At 51.6% G+C, this 14,934-nt stretch carries 13 protein-coding genes; 8 read left to right on the top strand and 5 right to left on the bottom strand.

Annotated elements, in window-relative coordinates; translation table 11 throughout:
• Positions 1-580: 580 nt before the first annotated feature.
• The gene (locus D1641_RS02125; protein WP_160662749.1) at positions 581-1,429 is read right to left on the bottom strand and encodes a helix-turn-helix transcriptional regulator; all 849 of its coding nucleotides are present in this window, start codon (positions 1,427-1,429) and stop codon (positions 581-583) included.
• A 355-nt stretch (positions 1,430-1,784) separates the two neighbouring features.
• Here D1641_RS02125 and D1641_RS02120 point away from each other — a divergent pair, with 355 nt between their 5' ends.
• The 8 genes from D1641_RS02120 (at position 1,785) to D1641_RS02085 (ending at position 12,602) form a co-directional block, all read left to right on the top strand.
• A complete protein-coding gene (locus D1641_RS02120; RefSeq protein ID WP_160662748.1) occupies positions 1,785-2,003 on the top strand; it encodes an LLM class flavin-dependent oxidoreductase in 219 nt (72 codons plus the stop codon).
• A gap of 2 nt (positions 2,004-2,005) precedes the next feature.
• Complete coding sequence (locus D1641_RS02115) at positions 2,006-2,911, top strand: ParB N-terminal domain-containing protein (protein ID WP_160662747.1); 906 nt, start codon at positions 2,006-2,008, stop codon at positions 2,909-2,911.
• Positions 2,912-3,075: 164 nt separating this feature from the next.
• Positions 3,076-3,684, top strand: coding sequence for a recombinase family protein (locus tag D1641_RS02110; protein ID WP_160662834.1), 609 nt, complete (start codon positions 3,076-3,078; stop codon positions 3,682-3,684).
• A gap of 171 nt (positions 3,685-3,855) precedes the next feature.
• Complete coding sequence (locus D1641_RS02105; protein ID WP_160662746.1) at positions 3,856-8,202, top strand: leucine-rich repeat protein; 4,347 nt, start codon at positions 3,856-3,858, stop codon at positions 8,200-8,202.
• Between the two features lie 261 nt (positions 8,203-8,463).
• Positions 8,464-8,757, top strand: coding sequence for a DUF3847 domain-containing protein (locus tag D1641_RS02100; protein WP_160662745.1), 294 nt, complete (start codon positions 8,464-8,466; stop codon positions 8,755-8,757).
• Positions 8,758-10,230 (top strand): MobQ family relaxase, encoded by a 1,473-nt coding sequence (gene mobQ / locus D1641_RS02095; protein ID WP_160662744.1) that lies wholly within the window; start codon positions 8,758-8,760, stop codon positions 10,228-10,230.
• Between the two features lie 444 nt (positions 10,231-10,674).
• Positions 10,675-10,887, top strand: coding sequence for a hypothetical protein (locus tag D1641_RS02090; protein WP_160662743.1), 213 nt, complete (start codon positions 10,675-10,677; stop codon positions 10,885-10,887).
• Positions 10,888-10,964: 77 nt separating this feature from the next.
• Positions 10,965-12,602: a recombinase family protein gene (locus D1641_RS02085; RefSeq protein WP_243149223.1), complete on the top strand. Its 1,638-nt coding sequence runs from the start codon at positions 10,965-10,967 to the stop codon at positions 12,600-12,602.
• A 115-nt stretch (positions 12,603-12,717) separates the two neighbouring features.
• Here the strand turns inward: D1641_RS02085 and D1641_RS19075 are convergent, their stop codons facing one another.
• The 4 genes from D1641_RS19075 to D1641_RS02070 form a co-directional block, all read right to left on the bottom strand.
• On the bottom strand, positions 12,718-12,867 hold the full coding sequence (locus D1641_RS19075) for a hypothetical protein (protein WP_201757204.1): 150 nt from the start codon (positions 12,865-12,867) through the stop codon (positions 12,718-12,720).
• A 38-nt stretch (positions 12,868-12,905) separates the two neighbouring features.
• On the bottom strand, positions 12,906-13,325 hold the full coding sequence (locus D1641_RS02080; protein WP_160662741.1) for a CD1247 N-terminal domain-containing protein: 420 nt from the start codon (positions 13,323-13,325) through the stop codon (positions 12,906-12,908).
• A 108-nt stretch (positions 13,326-13,433) separates the two neighbouring features.
• The gene (efp, locus tag D1641_RS02075; protein ID WP_160662833.1) at positions 13,434-14,000 is read right to left on the bottom strand and encodes an elongation factor P; all 567 of its coding nucleotides are present in this window, start codon (positions 13,998-14,000) and stop codon (positions 13,434-13,436) included.
• A gap of 136 nt (positions 14,001-14,136) precedes the next feature.
• Positions 14,137-14,865 carry a hemolysin III family protein gene (locus D1641_RS02070; protein ID WP_160662740.1) on the bottom strand — a complete coding sequence of 243 codons (729 nt, stop codon included), beginning with the start codon at positions 14,863-14,865 and terminating at the stop codon, positions 14,137-14,139.
• Between the last annotated feature and the right edge of the window lie 69 nt (positions 14,866-14,934).

The raw sequence follows: 14,934 nt of genomic DNA, 5'->3' as shown, positions 1-14,934 counted from the left end.
GTGAATTTTTAGCACTCATATTATGTAAGTGCTAATTACGTGTGAAAAAGTGTCCCAAAGGTTTCCATCCTAAAGGCTCCTTTTCCCCGAAAGGGAGACGCCGCATCCGTAAGGCGGCAAAGCCGCCAACAGCTGCGCAGTGAAAGGAGCTGTCAGCGGCCGGCTGACTGAGGACCGTATTTCTTGTTTGTAGGGCGCGACGACCTCGGCGCGCCGCCGAATCAGGCAAATACACGGCGGGCCTTTTGAGCTGCCAGTAAAAATTGTAAATATTAGCACTTAAAAGAAGCAAGTGCTAAAACATGCAGAAAAGAACACCCCGGAGGATTAGATGGGTGTCCGTAAGACAGTAATCCGAAAAAATTACGATTACGGCATCTGTCAGTCAGGATTGGGCGCGAAAGACGGGCGGAGGATGGATAAAATTCCATTCTCCGCCCATTTTGCGTTTTCCAGATCAAATTGTTGCTTTTTCCCTGTCCCGAAGTGGACAAGCCTTACCGCGCCTGATGATATGTTGAATTGCAGAATTACGAAGAGTGTGCCTGGTTCAGCCTGGAAGCTGAGACAGGCACGCTCTTTATTTTTTGCGCTTTTTTTGTGGTAAGGGCCGTTTCTTACCTCTCTGGCTAATGCTGTTCTCCTTTAACTTGGACTTTTCCAATATCCCAATCAGCACCACAAATTCTTCCGGCGTCAGGTCATCGTAGTCAATACCCCATGCGGCCAGATACACCTTCGCGGCCTGTTCCGCCGGACTTCCTTTTCCCTCGATGACAGACTGGACCTTTTTTTGAAACTCATCTATGACCGCAAATGGGGATACGGCTGTTTTATCCCTGGGGTCCGCTGGATGGCCTTCGCGTATGTCCCGCAGAATATTCGTCAAATCATCCCGAAGGACGAAGCTGATGTATTCATCCCCAGGAATCCTCGCCAAATCAAAAGTGTGGTATAGCGATTCATTTTCGTCAGGTTGATACTGAGCCTGCACGGTGCTCCGCATTGTTCCCATAAAACAGTTCAGATTGTCGATCTCCATACTGGCGATACGGTCAACAAAAATCTCCATATCCGTCATAAGCCGGGGGAAACCTCCGTGGCAAATGACCTCGGATAACAGTTTCACGCTGAAGCGCCCGCTTTTCAACACGTTCAGAGCCTCGTTGGTCAAGCGCAGGTCGTGTACCTCTGCGTCAGCCTCTTTTTCCAGATTGCTCACGCCCATGAGGTAATCCGTGGTCACGCCGTAAAACTCCGCCAGTTTCACGATGCTGAAAGGGCTTATGTCCTTGAAGTCGCCAGTCTCATATGTGCCAAGAGCGGACCTTGAAATTTTGGTGGCCTCCGCCAATGCCTCCAGGGTGAGGCCGCGCTTCTTCCGCAAATCCTTCAGACGCTCCGTAATCGTAAGGATCATATCGTCCATCACAATGCCTCCTTCGCCTTTTACAGACAAATTATAGCACAGAAAAGGGCAATAATCCATCGAATTATGAAGTTTACAGACAGATTTCCAAGAGCGTGGAAATTTGCCCGTTTTGGGTCCGATTTCCTACCTCTTGGATATACGGGAGAGGGCGAAAAATTTTAGTATGATAGGTCATGCGGAAATACCCAGGCACCTTGACAACCGCATGACCGTCTGAAACGGATATGCTCCCCTGCGAAGTATGCGATGATATGAGCGTACCAACGGGAACAAAACGCCGCTGAGAGCCAGGGGCAGGAACGGGTTTCAAGCAAGAACGGCAATCATACTAAAAGTTAGGAGAAAACGCAGAATGAACATACGAAACGAGATCAAGGCGCATATCGTGCAGGAAGGCACGACCATGAGCGAGGTAGTACGGACACTGGCGGTAGTCCACGGCTGGAGCGCCAGCGTTCCAAATCTTTCGGACAAGCTCAAGCGCGGCACCCTGCGGTACAGCGAAGCGATTGAGCTGGCAGACGTACTCGGCTACGACATTATCTGGCGGAAGCGAGGGAGGAAGCATTGAGCATGAAGGTCAGAATTGATGAGATCAAAGTAAAGCCAGGGCGGCGCTCCGCTTTGGAGCATGACGTTGAGGAACTTGCGTTCAGCATTTCGGAAATTGGCCTGCTGAATCCGATCACGCTGACCGGGGACTATACCCTAGTGGCGGGACTGCACCGACTGGAGGCTGTGAAGCTGCTGGGCTGGACGGAGGTCGAGTGTACGATCACTGGCTTGGAGGGCCTGACGGCAGAACTGGCCGAGCTTGACGAGAACTTTGCGCGGACAAACCTCTCCCCGCTGGAAATCGGTGATCTGTACAGGCGGCGCAAGGACATTTATGAAATGCTCTATCCCGAAACGAAGGCCGGGACCGCTCAGGCGATTGGTATGAACAAGGCGAAAGGGAACAACGTGGATTGCAAATTGCAATCCACGAGGAAGTCCTTCATAGAGGACACCGCCAGCGTAACCGGCTCCCACCCCAGCACCATCGCGCGGCACATCAAAATCGCAACCGATCTGACACCGGAGGCGAAGGAGACTTTGCGGGGCGCAGAAAAACCCGTGTCCAGCACGACCTTGAAGAAAATATCCAAGCTGGACCCGGACCAGCAGAAAAAGGTATCCGCCCTGCTGGTATCGGGAGGAATTCAAACGGTGGACGAATATCTGGCAAAGGAGCCGCCGTGTGAACCGACCCCGGAAGCGCCGCAGCAGATTCCCAGCGAGCATATTGCCGCCATGATGGGCATGGCTTATTTTGCCGATGACACCATAGCGCATACCAACGATTTTCTGAAGCAGGAGGATACCTTCGCCCAAATGTCGAGAGAGAATCTCAAGGATATTCTTAAGATGCTGGACGCAATCAATGGTTCAATCCGGGCCTTGAGCAATGTAATAACGGACTGCTATGCTAATAGCTAATCTCTCAAACAGACCCGCGCAGGTGTGTTTGTGATTTACAGGTCGGCAGAGGTATATCCGTACCCAGGGATACCCCGCCCAGCCTGTCGCGGCCACCCGCACGGGCGCTACACAGAGGGAAGAAACAGTGTTATAAGCCATCACACAAAGGAGGTTTGATAGCCATTTCAAATACATACGGCTATATCCGGGTCAGCACCCGTGACCAGAACGAGGACCGGCAGCTCATCGCTATGCGGGAGCTGTCTATCCCGGAGAAGAACATCTTTCTGGATAAGCAGTCCGGCAAGGACTTCGAGCGGCCCCAATATAAGAAGCTGGTCAAAAAATTAAAGCCGGACGACCTGCTCTACATCAAGAGCATCGACCGGCTGGGGCGCAACTATGGCGAGATTCTGGAGCAGTGGCGGATTCTCACCAAGGAGAAGGGCATTGACATTGTAGTGCTGGATATGCCGCTGTTGGACACCCGCAGGGGCAAGGACCTGATGGGAACATTCCTCAGCGATATTGTTCTGCAAGTGCTGTCCTTTGTAGCGGAGAACGAGCGCACCAACATCCGCCAGCGTCAGGCAGAGGGCATTGCGGCGGCAAAGGCCAGGGGTGTACGATTCGGCAGACCGCCTAGGCCGCTCCCGGAGAACTACCACAGCGCTTACCAGCGGTGGAAAGCTGGGGCGATCACGGGCACAGCGGCGGCGAAAGAGTGCGGAATGCCGCTGCCCACCTTCCGCTACCGGGCGGAGATTTATGAAAAGGCTAAATTGTTGTAAGCAGGCTGATTTACAGGAACGTGTACTTTCCTGTAAATTTGCCTTGCAATTTGCTCAAGAAAAGAATAGCATATAAATTGCTAATTTTCAATACGTCTGCACAGATTTTTGAGGTGCAAAATTGGGTTGTAGAAATTTACACAATTATAAAAATTGAACGGGGGAAGTAAAATGAAGAAAAGATTCATATCAACCTTGCTAGTATTTTGCCTGATGGTTGCATTATTGCCACGGACATCTTGGGCAGTAAGTGCAACATCAACAGGTGAACCTACACTTACTGCATTAACTGTGCAGAACAGTGATGGGGAGGCTGTCTCAATTCTTGATAATGCTTCTTCTGCCCTGAATCTCACTCTGGAGGGACCATACAAATTTGCAGCGACATTTTCCCACACGGATCAAATCCAAAATGTTTATATTACCAGCATAAAAGATAATGAAAAGAAATATTTGGAAACATCTTATAATGAACAATCAGGTGCGTTTATATCAAATGGTTATTTTGATGATGATGAAAACTTTAATCCTGAAAGTATCCAAGTAGAATACGTCCCCAAAAGGCCAGATGCATATGTTACGGATTCAGTTGATTGGGATGCCATTGCCTTTGCAGGAATTGGAACAGAGCAGCTGACTGTAAATAGTCAAACAACTACGTCCATAAATTCAACAATTGACGTAACAGAATTGATTAAGGATGAATCAAAACATTTTATTGATGTAGGAATTGAAACCTTTGATGCGACCACAGGAAGTGACTTAGATAGTTTTTTAGGTGCATATAAAGATTTATCCCAGTTATTTTCTTATGTGGTAGAAGGGAAAGATAATGACAGATACATCGTTTACTTAGATTTAAAAGACAAAGAAACTGGAGCTTTGATTGTAAATGACTTAACGGGCAATAAATATATTAAAATGATTTTATCTTCTGATGAAAAATTAGATTCCCTTTCTAATAATATTGCAAAAGTTAATACAGTTAGCAATATTGTATATGATTACTATTCGATTCAGAAAGATATGGATGAATTGCGAAGTGAAATAAATGTTAGTGTTTCAGATGTAAATAAAAGAAATGATGCACTTACCAAAGTAGATAATTTAGAAAATGATAAAATATCTTTTTCACTTATTTCGACAGTTTTGCCCCTGATGGCAACGGCTTTCTCAGTATCTTCAGCTCCTGCAATTTTGTTTTCTGCATTTTTAGGTGCGATTAAAAGCGCATCAGACTACTTTTGGGACAATCGAGTGGGAACAATTAAATCTGATAGCGTAGAATTATTGCCTCAAACTGGTGCAGAAATTATTGCTAGTGGTTCTTGTGGAGAGCATTTAACATGGACTTTGAATAAAAAAGGAACTTTGACTATCAGCGGATACGGTGCAATGAGTGACTTTAGTGCATCAAATCGTACTCCATGGTCCTCTTATGCCAAACAGGATATTAAACAAATTATTATAAATTCTGGAGCGACCAGCATCGGTAGTTATGCGTTCAGTCGCTGTTGGGAATTAATAAGTGTAGATATTCCCAATACCGTAGAAAGTATAGGGAGAGATGCGTTCGCAGATTGCTTTGAACTAAAAAAAATAACAATACCAAGCAGTGTATCAAATATAGCAAGATTTAATGTTTTTGGCCGTTGCGATAATTTAAAAAGTGCTGGACCCATTGGAGGTAACTACAATCTCCAGTTTGGATGGAGAGATGAAATTCCTGATGATGCGTTCAGTGAATGTCGTAGCCTAACAAGTATTGTCATCCCGAACGGTATCACCACTATTGGAGCAGGTGCATTTTTTGAGTGTAGCGGTTTAACAAATATTACTATCCCGAACAGTGTCACCAGTATTGGAGGCGGCGCATTCAATGGTTGTAGCAATTTAACAAGCATTAATATTCCGGGTAGCGTTGCAAGTATAAGAATGAGTGTTTTCAAAGATTGCAGTAATCTGACAAGTGCAGGTCCTATTGGCGGAGGTTACAATTGCGAATTCGGCTGGACAGAGTCAATTCCAGTAAATGCGTTTAATGGTAGTAGCCTAAAAAGCATTACCATTCCAGATGGAGTTACTAGTATTGGAAACTATGTATTTAAAGGTTGTAACTATCTAACAAGTATTACTATTCCAGATAGCGTTACCAAGATCGGGGATGAAGCTTTTCTTGGCTGCGAAGAACTGACAACAGCAGGCCCGATTGGTGGTGGATATGACTACGAATTTGGATGGACAGACGAAATTCCTTATAGAGCCTTTGAGGGTCTCAGTAACTTGACTAGTGTTACCATTCCAGACGGTGTCACTACTATTGGATTAGGTGCATTTTTTGAGTGTAGCGCTTTAACAAACGTTACTATCCCGAGCAGTGTCACCAGTTTTGGAAATAGTGCATTTGGGGATTGTAGTAATCTAACAAGTGCTGGTCCTACTGATGGCGGTTACAGTTATGAGTTTGGCTGGATGGAGATTATACCAGCAAAAGCGTTCATGCGTTGTAGCGGGTTAATAAATGCCATCATTCCGAACGGCATTACTAGCATTGAAGACAGTGCATTTTCTGATTGTAGTAGTTTGACAAGTATAACCATTCCAGACACCGTTACCAATATTGGAGCGGCAGCATTCCATGGAGATGAAACTCTGACCGATGTTTATTACGGCGGCAGCAAAGAGCAGTGGAGCAACATTTCTATTGGTAACTACAATGATCCTTTATCGTCAGCTACAATACACTTTAATTCTATGGATATTTCCAATCACACAGTAACAGTGTCTGCTTCTGGAAACGGAACTGTTACTGGTGGTGGCCGTTATGAGGATGGTGAGTATGCAACAGTAACTGCAATTGCCAGCAGTGGCGAAAATTTCCTAGGATGGTATATGGGAAATACCATGGTTTCTTCTGATGTTGAATATCGGTTCCTTGTAAATAAAGATGTGACCATCATTGCAAAGTTTACCACAAATACCACCCCCAATACCCATGAGCATGCATGGAATACCAGCATTTGGAGCAAAGATACCAACGGCCACTGGCATGAGTGCGGCAATGATGGTTGTGACATTGCGGAGAACAGTTTGAAGAGCGGCTATGGAGTCCACGTCTATGATAATGATACGGATACAACTTGCGATATTTGTGGCTATATGCGTGCAGTGGTACCGCCTACAGTTGGATTTACTATCACCTTCAACGCTAACGGTGGCATAGTGACCCCGGTCAGTGCGGAAACTAAAGCAGACAAGACACTGGCCTTTCTGCCCACCCCCACCCGCAGCGGCTATACCTTCAACGGCTGGTTTACCGCTGCCAGCGGCGGGACGCAGGTGATGAAGGACACCGTATTCACTGCCAACACCACGATTTACGCCCAGTGGACCAGTAGGGGCTCCAGCAGCGGTTCGGGCGGTGGAAATGGCTCTATCGGTGGCAACACCATCACGACCACGGAGAAGAACCCGGACGGCTCCACTACCACCAAGACGGAGAACAAGACCACTGGCACGGTAACCGAGACCACCAAAAATCCGGACGGTTCCCAGACGAAAGTGGAGACCAAAAAGGACGGCACTGTTACCACCACCCAAACCGACAAAGTGGGCAACAAGTCCGAGACCGTGGAAAAGCCCGACGGCACCAGCGTGACGAAGGTGACACAGAAGAACGGCACCACCGCCACCGTGACTACCGACGCCGAGGGCAAGGTGGTGGCAGAGGTAAAGCTACCCGAAAAGGCAGTTACGTCTGCGCAGGAGAAGGATGAAACCATCGCTTTGCCTATTCCCCAGGTGGAGGTCACTAAAACAGCGGAGACCGCATCCGCCGTTACCATAAAGACAGGCAGTAAAGACACGGTGAAAGTGAATATCCCCACCAGCGATGTGACCTCCGGTACTGTGGCGGTCATCGTCAAGGCCGATGGCACCGAGGAAGTTGTCAAGACTTCCCTTCCTACCGAGACCGGTGTGACCGTGGCTCTGCCCGACGGTGTGACAGTGAAGATCGTGGACAACAGCAAGAAGTTCGTTGATGTCCCCAGCACCAGCTGGGCATCGGACGCAGTGTATTTCAGCTCCGCCCGTGAACTGTTCAGTGGCACCTCTGTGGATACCTTCAGTCCCAACGCCCCCATGACCCGCGCCATGCTGGTGACCGTCCTGGCCCGCCTTGACGGCGAGGACACTAGCGGCGGTGCTACCTGGTATCAGAAGGGCATGGACTGGGCCGTCGCCAACGGCATCAGCGACGGCACAAACCCCAACAGCAATATCACCCGTGAGCAGCTTGCGGTCATGCTCTGGCGTTATTCCGGCTCCCCTGCCTCTAGCGGCAAGCTGGACGGTTTCCACGATGCAGGCGACATCAGCGACTACGCACAGGAAGCCATGCGCTGGGTTGTGGAAAACGGCATCATCTGTGGTTTTAGCAATGGTCGTCTCGGCCCCAAGAATGAGGCTACCCGCGCCCAAGTTGCCCAGATGCTGAAAAACTATCTGGAACGCTGACGATAGACAGACCCGAAGGGCGCACTTCTATACATAGCCTGCGGCCATGTATCGTGCGCTCTGCGAGGCAACGGCCCGGACTTCCGAAAGTCCGGGCCGTTTGCGTCGCTGCGCTCCGTACAAGGGGCTTCCGCCCCTTGCGCCGCTTTGCGGCTATCCCTGCCCCTGCGGGGAACTGAACATGGTTCCCCTATGACCGTTTTACCTTTACGGGTAAGGCGGTCTTTTTATTTTCAAAATCCAAAATCAGGAGGTCTAACGATGAAAAAATCACAAGAAGAACTGCAAAAAGAATACAACGCAGCCGTTGCCAAACGGGAGCAATACCAGCACAGGTGCCAGCGATTAGAAAACCGCATCCGCTACTACACCCAGGGTGAGAGGAAGAAGCGAAACCACCGCCTTATCACTCGCGGGGCGGCGGTTGAGAGTGTGGCCCCGGAGGTTAGGAGCATGAGCGAAAGGGCCTTTTTTCTTTTGATGGAAAAGGTCTTTTCACTGCCGGAAGTTGCCGCCCTGGTGAGCCGAGCCATGGACCAGCAGGAGGGCGGATAATTGGCCTTGTTTCATCTCCACGTCACCCAGGTCAAACGGAGTGCGGGTCAGTCTGTTGTCACGTCTGCCGCCTACCGCGCCGGAGAGAAATTGTATAGCGAGTATTACGGCGAGGTCAGCGACTACACCCACAAGGGCGGCGTGGTCTGCACAGACATTCTCCTGCCGCCCCAGGCCCCCGCCGAATACCAAGACCGCGCCACCCTCTGGAACGCCGTAGAGAAGGCCGAGCGCGGTAAGAAAGCCCAGCTTGCATACAGCTTTGACATTGCCTTGCAGAACGAATTTTCTTTGGAGGAAAACATCGCTCTTGCAAGGCAGTTTGTTTCGGAGCAGCTTGTGGGCCGGGGCATGATTGCCGACTTCGCCATCCACCAGCCGGACAAGGAGGACGGCGGTATTCCGAACCCCCACTTTCACGTCCTCTGCCCTATCCGGCCCATCGAGGAAAGCGGCAAATGGGGCTTTAAGCAAAGGCGCGTCTACCGTCTGGGCGAGGACGGGAACCGCATCATGGGCGAGGACGGCAAGACACTCTTTGACGCTGTCCCCACTACCGACTGGGGAAGCCCGGAAACGCTGGAGCATTGGCGGGAAGCGTGGGCCGCTATGGTGAACGCCAAGTTTGAGGAAAAGGGGCTGACCTGTCGTGTCGACCACCGCTCCTATGAGCGACAGGGCCTCGATCTGCTGCCCACTGTCCATGAAGGTGTGGCCGTCCGCCAGATGGAGGCCAAGGGCATCACCACTGACAAGGGCGATTGGAACCGCTGGGTGAAAGCGGCCCGGAAAATGCTGGGCGATCTTCGGAAGAAAATTGCTGGCCTGACCGACTGGATTAAGGCCGTAAAGGACGAGCTGAGCAAGCCCCAGGCCCCAACCCTTGCCGACTTCCTAAACGCCTACTACGCCGCCAGAAATGCGGTCGCGTGGAGCCACAATGCCCGGATTGGAAATCTCAAAAGTTTTGCCAAGGTGGTCAATTATCTGACAGAGAATGATTTGCTTACCCTGGAAGATTTGGAGGCCCGTCTTACTCTCCGCAACGAGCAGACGGAGGCCGTCAACGATTCTCTGAAAGCTATGTCGGCCCGGAAGAAAGAGATAGAGGATTTGCTTCATTTGATTGACCTCTACCGGGAAACCAAACCCATCTACGACAAGTGGAAAGCCATCAAGTGGAAGGGCCAGCGGGAGAAATTCGAGTTGGAGCATGAGGGCGAGCTGCGGACATTCCACATGGCCCGCCGGAAGCTGGACAAGCACCGTTCCCCAGAGGATAAAATCCCCGTCCAGGCGTGGCGGCAGGAGTTGTCGGAGATACAGCGGAACTATCCCGCTGAGTATGAGCGGTACAAGCCTCTGCGTGACGATCTGAAAAAGCTGCGGCAGGTGAAAAGCTGTGTGGACACCGCGCTGCGCCAGCAGGAGCAGACCCGGCAGAAACGGCGGGAGGCAGAGTATGACCGCTGACATCATCCTTTTTAACGTGGCGGAAAAATTTTCCACCACGTTAAAACAGTAGGTAAACCGCATTTTGCGGCTCACCAAATCAAACTGCGCTGGGCGTAGTTTGACTTTAGCGGCTCTGGTGGTGGTCAAAATGTCCGCCACCTCCCTGAGAAATCAAAGGCGAAATGCGCCTTTGATTTTGCGTATGCTGATACAGTCAATTTCAAGATTGCATTTTGCAATCTTGAAACCAGAACGAAAACTTTTCGTTCTGGTCTGCGTCAGAATGCCGCCGACCACTGGGCCGCATTAACGTCACCGCCAAAATTTCAATCAGACTTGCACTTTGCAATTCTGATTTTAACGCCAAGTGCATTTTACACCCCACGTTTGTATCCATGAAATCAAAAGTGCATTTTGCACTTTTGATTTCACAACAATTTTGAAGATTTGAAAGGAGAGCCTATGAGCAATGACGCTTTGAAAATCAATAAAAACGGACATATCCATGTGAAAAACCTTTCAGCCTATTGGATTCCTGAACTAACCGCCGCAGAGGTCATCGCCGGAACGCTCTATACGGCCACGGGTAGCTATGAGGGGACCGAGAGCTTTCTGCGCAAGCTGGAGCGTATTACCGCTAAAAATTTTGCCGAAAAGCTGGAGGATTCTGAATGACAAACGCCCCTGCCTCTGCTATAATGAAGTCAACCAATCCTGTACTGACAGTTGCTCCCTTGAAGGAGGATACAGAAATGTTTGGAGCAACGAATAAAATCACCGCCCTCTACTGCCGGCTGTCTCAAGAGGATGAGCGGTCGGGGGAATCCTTGTCGATTGAGAATCAAAAGGCCATCTTACTCCAATACGTTAAAGACCACCATTTTCCAAACCCGGTGTTTTTTGTGGATGACGGTGTAAGTGGTGTGACCTATGACCGCCCTGGCTTCCAGGCAATGCTGGCGGAGATTGAAGCGGGGAATGTGGCTGTCGCTATCACCAAGGACCTCTCCCGGCTGGGCCGGAACTCCGCATTAACCGGGCTCTACACTAACTTCACCTTCCCGCAGAACGGCGTCCGGTTTATCGCCATCAACGACAACTATGATACCATCGACCCCAACAGCGTGAACAATGATTTTGCCGGGATAAAGAACTGGTTCAACGAATTTTATGCCAGGGATACCAGCCGCAAAATCCGGGCCGTTCAGAAAGCGAAGGGGGAACGGGGGGTACCGCTGACGGTCAATGTCCCCTATGGCTACGTGAAGGACCCGGAGAATCCGAGACGCTGGCTGATTGACCCGGAGGCTGCCCAGGTAGTACAGCGTATTTTCCGGATGTGTATGGAGGGACGAGGTCCACAGCAGATCGCTAACCAACTTCGGGCCGACAAGGTGCTGACCCCCACCGCCTACAAGAAGCAGCAGGGACGCAGCACACCGAATCCCACCCCGGAGAACCCCTATGGCTGGGGTGACAGTTCGGTTGTCAAAATCCTGGAACGCCGGGAGTACACGGGCTGTACTGTCAACTTCAAGACCTACTCCAATTCTATCTGGGATAAGAAGCAAAGGGAGAATCCGGTAGAGAAGCAGGCAATCTTCCCCGGCACTCATGAGCGTATCATCGAAGATGACGTGTTTGAGAAGGTCCAGGTGATCCGTCAGCAGAGACACCGCATGACCCGCACTGGCAGGAGCAGTATCTTTTCCGGGCTGGTCTACTGTGCCGACTGCGGCTCTAAGATGCAGTATGGCTCGTCCAACAACGGTGACTTCTCCCAGGATTTCTTCGACTGTTCCCTTCACAAGAAGAACCGAGAGAAATGCGGCGGGCACTTTATCCGGGTCAAGGTTCTGGAACGCATGGTGTTGAAGCATATCCAACTGGTGACAGGTTACATTCTGCGGTACGAGGCCCACTTCCGTATGGTCATGGAACAGCAGATGAAACTGGAAAGCACCGAGAAAATTTTGACCAGCAGGAAGAAACTCAACCGGGACGAAAAACGTATTGCCGAGCTAAAGCGGCTGTTCATCAAGATTTACGAGGACAACGCCAGCGGACGCCTGAGCGACGAGCGGTTTGATATGTTGAGTCAAAGCTACGAGACGGAGCAGAAGCAGCTTGAGGCCGAGGTTGTCAGTCTGCGGCAGGAGATTGAGGTACAGGCGAGACAGAGCGAGAATATTGAAAAGTTCATCCAGACGGCGCAGAAGTATGTATCTATTGATACGCTTGACCCGTACGCCCTCCGGGAACTGGTGCAGGCGATCTATGTGGAGGCCCCGGACAAGTCCAGCGGCAAGCGGCGGCAGAATATCCACATCAAGTATGATGGTCTGGGCTTCATCCCTCTGGATGAGCTGATGAAAGGGGAAACGGCGTGACCGAAGCCACGCCGTCCCTTGAAAACACTACATTTTCAGCTTTTTTCAAAAATACTGTTTTACGAACCCCGGGCTTTTCCTCCGGGGTGGGACTGCTGTGAATGGGGGAAGGGGGTTACTCCTGGCCCTTTGCGATAGCGATCTTGTCCAGGAGCTCGACAATCTCCTCGCGGCTGTACTGCTCTTTCTCACCGCCGCTGAAAATCAACCGAAGCTCATAAAGCGTAGCCATTTGGGTATCTCTGCGGTCTTTTTCTGTACGCATCGGCTTAACCTCCCTCTGATGAATGAGAAAAGGCGGTTTTACTCCTCCTCGCCGGCTTCGGACTCCTCTTCCTCGTCCTCATCGTCGGTGAGCTCCATGGCGTAGCGGGCACCGCAGCCGGGGCACTCCACCTCGCCCTCCAGGAGAGCACTGTCGTCCACCATGATGTCGGCGCCGCAGGTGGGGCACTCCACCTCGAACCAGTCGTCGTCGTAGTCCTCCATGTCGTCGTCCTCGTCAAAGACCTCAGACTCCACGTCGGCCAGGTCGTCAGACAGCACGTCGATCTCCTCGCCCAGGTTCAGGGCGTTCTCCTCCAGGTCCTCCACGGACATGGCCAGCTCCTCCAGGATGCCGATCATCACGGAGATGAGCTTGCCCTCCTTGGACTTTACGGTGTCCAGATCCAGCCCCTCGGCCAGGCCCTTCAGATAGGCGACTTTCTCGGAAATAGTCATGATTTTACTCCTTTTCAAGCTGCGGGCTGTAGGGGCGGATATAATCCGCCTGGCCTGCAATCGTTACGTCGCGGCGGGCAGATGATATCCACCCTGCAAAAAGGGATATTACGCCTTGCAACGCTCCAGATACTCTCCGGTGCGGGTGTCGATCTTGATCCGGTCGCCGGGGTTGACGAACAGGGGGACCTTGATCTCGGCGCCGGTCTCCAGGGTGGCGGGCTTGAGCACGTTGTTGGTGGCGGTGTTGCCGGCAAAGCCGGGGTCGGTCTCGGTGACCTCCAGTTCCACGAAGTTGGGGGGCTCCACGCCAAAGACGGTGCCCTTGTAGGACATGACCTTGCAGGTCATATTCTCCTTGACGAACTTGAAGCTGTCACCCAGCAGGTCCTTGCCGATGGGGATCATGTCGAAGGATTCGGGGTCCATGAAGTAATACAGGTCGCCGTCGCTGTAGCTGTAGTCCATGTCCTTGCGCTCCACGAAGGCCTGCTCGAATTTGGCGGTGGGGTTGAAGGAGGTCTCGGTCACGCCGCCGGTGATGACGTTCTTCATTTTGGTGCGGACGAAGGCCGCGCCCTTGCCAGGCTTGACGTGCTGGAACTCGACTACCTGCATGACCTTGCCGTCCATCTCGAAGGTCACGCCGTTGCGGAAATCGCTGGCAGAAATCATTGGCATAGGAATCATCCTCCGTTGTTTCTCAATTTGATTGCCTTTAGCTGACTTATTTTACCCTATTTTTTCCCCCTTGACAAGGGGTTTGAGAGAAAAAGTTGGCCGCCCGGCTGACAGCCAGGCGGTCAATTTGTCACAGCCAGAGCACCACCTGATACATCATGACGAAGTGGGCGATGGAGCCCAGGAGGATGAACACATGAAAAATCTCGTGGCAGCCGAAGCAGGGATTGTCCCGGCCAGGCCATTTGACGGCGTAGAGCACGCCTCCCACAGTGTACAGCAGTCCCCCGGCCAGCAGCCAGAAGAAGCCCTCCGCAGGCAGGGCGCGGTAGATGGGGACAATGGCGAAGATGGCCAGCCAGCCCATAAAGAGGTAGATGGCGCTGGTGAGCCACCGGGGAATGGCCAGCCTGGCGATGGTGAGCGCCGTCCCGGCCACGGCCAGAGCCCACACGGCGATGACCAGGGGGATGCCGCCGGCGTCCCGCAAGACGGTGAGGCAGAGCGGGGTGTAGCTGCCGGCGATGAGCAGGTAGATGGAGCAGTGGTCATATTTCCGCAGGGCCAGCCGCCCGGGGACAGACACATTGAGGTAGTGGTACAGGGTGCTGGCGGTGTAGAGACAGACCATGGACAGGCCGTAGACGGCGAACAAGCCGAAGAGCAGCCACTTCCCCAGAGCGGCGGACTGAATCAGCAGGACGGCAGTGCCCAATACGGCCAGCCCTGCCCCCAGACCGTGGGTGATGGCCGACCAGGGGCGCAGGCCGTCGTAGGGGTCGCGGACCTCCGCCCGGCGGCGGTGCCGGATATTCACAGCAGGGGCCATGGGGGCGGCAGTGATGGTATTGGCGCGCATAGGACACACTCCTTTCCAGAGAAAACCGGGCTTCAATTTTGCTTCTGTATACAGTATATCCGGATAGGG

Source organism: Colidextribacter sp. OB.20 (genome assembly GCF_009911595.1).
Taxonomy (GTDB): Bacteria; Bacillota; Clostridia; order Oscillospirales; family Oscillospiraceae; genus Lawsonibacter.
The sequence above is the reverse complement of the archived record's forward strand: the minus strand, read 5'-3'. Positions and strand labels throughout refer to the sequence as shown.

Excerpts from the sequence above, each read along its gene's own strand:
- D1641_RS02125 (WP_160662749.1), bottom strand. The coding sequence starts at position 1,429 with ATGGACGATATGATCCTTACGATTACGGAGCGTCTGAAGGATTTGCGG.
- D1641_RS02100 (WP_160662745.1), top strand. The coding sequence starts at position 8,464 with ATGAAAAAATCACAAGAAGAACTGCAAAAAGAATACAACGCAGCCGTT.
- D1641_RS02120 (WP_160662748.1), top strand. The coding sequence starts at position 1,785 with ATGAACATACGAAACGAGATCAAGGCGCATATCGTGCAGGAAGGCACG.
- efp (WP_160662833.1), bottom strand. The coding sequence starts at position 14,000 with ATGATTTCTGCCAGCGATTTCCGCAACGGCGTGACCTTCGAGATGGAC.
- D1641_RS02085 (WP_243149223.1), top strand. The coding sequence starts at position 10,965 with ATGTTTGGAGCAACGAATAAAATCACCGCCCTCTACTGCCGGCTGTCT.
- D1641_RS02080 (WP_160662741.1), bottom strand. The coding sequence starts at position 13,325 with ATGACTATTTCCGAGAAAGTCGCCTATCTGAAGGGCCTGGCCGAGGGG.
- D1641_RS02105 (WP_160662746.1), top strand. The coding sequence starts at position 3,856 with ATGAAGAAAAGATTCATATCAACCTTGCTAGTATTTTGCCTGATGGTT.
- D1641_RS02090 (WP_160662743.1), top strand. The coding sequence starts at position 10,675 with ATGAGCAATGACGCTTTGAAAATCAATAAAAACGGACATATCCATGTG.
- D1641_RS19075 (WP_201757204.1), bottom strand. The coding sequence starts at position 12,867 with ATGCGTACAGAAAAAGACCGCAGAGATACCCAAATGGCTACGCTTTAT.
- D1641_RS02115 (WP_160662747.1), top strand. The coding sequence starts at position 2,006 with ATGAAGGTCAGAATTGATGAGATCAAAGTAAAGCCAGGGCGGCGCTCC.
- D1641_RS02070 (WP_160662740.1), bottom strand. The coding sequence starts at position 14,865 with ATGCGCGCCAATACCATCACTGCCGCCCCCATGGCCCCTGCTGTGAAT.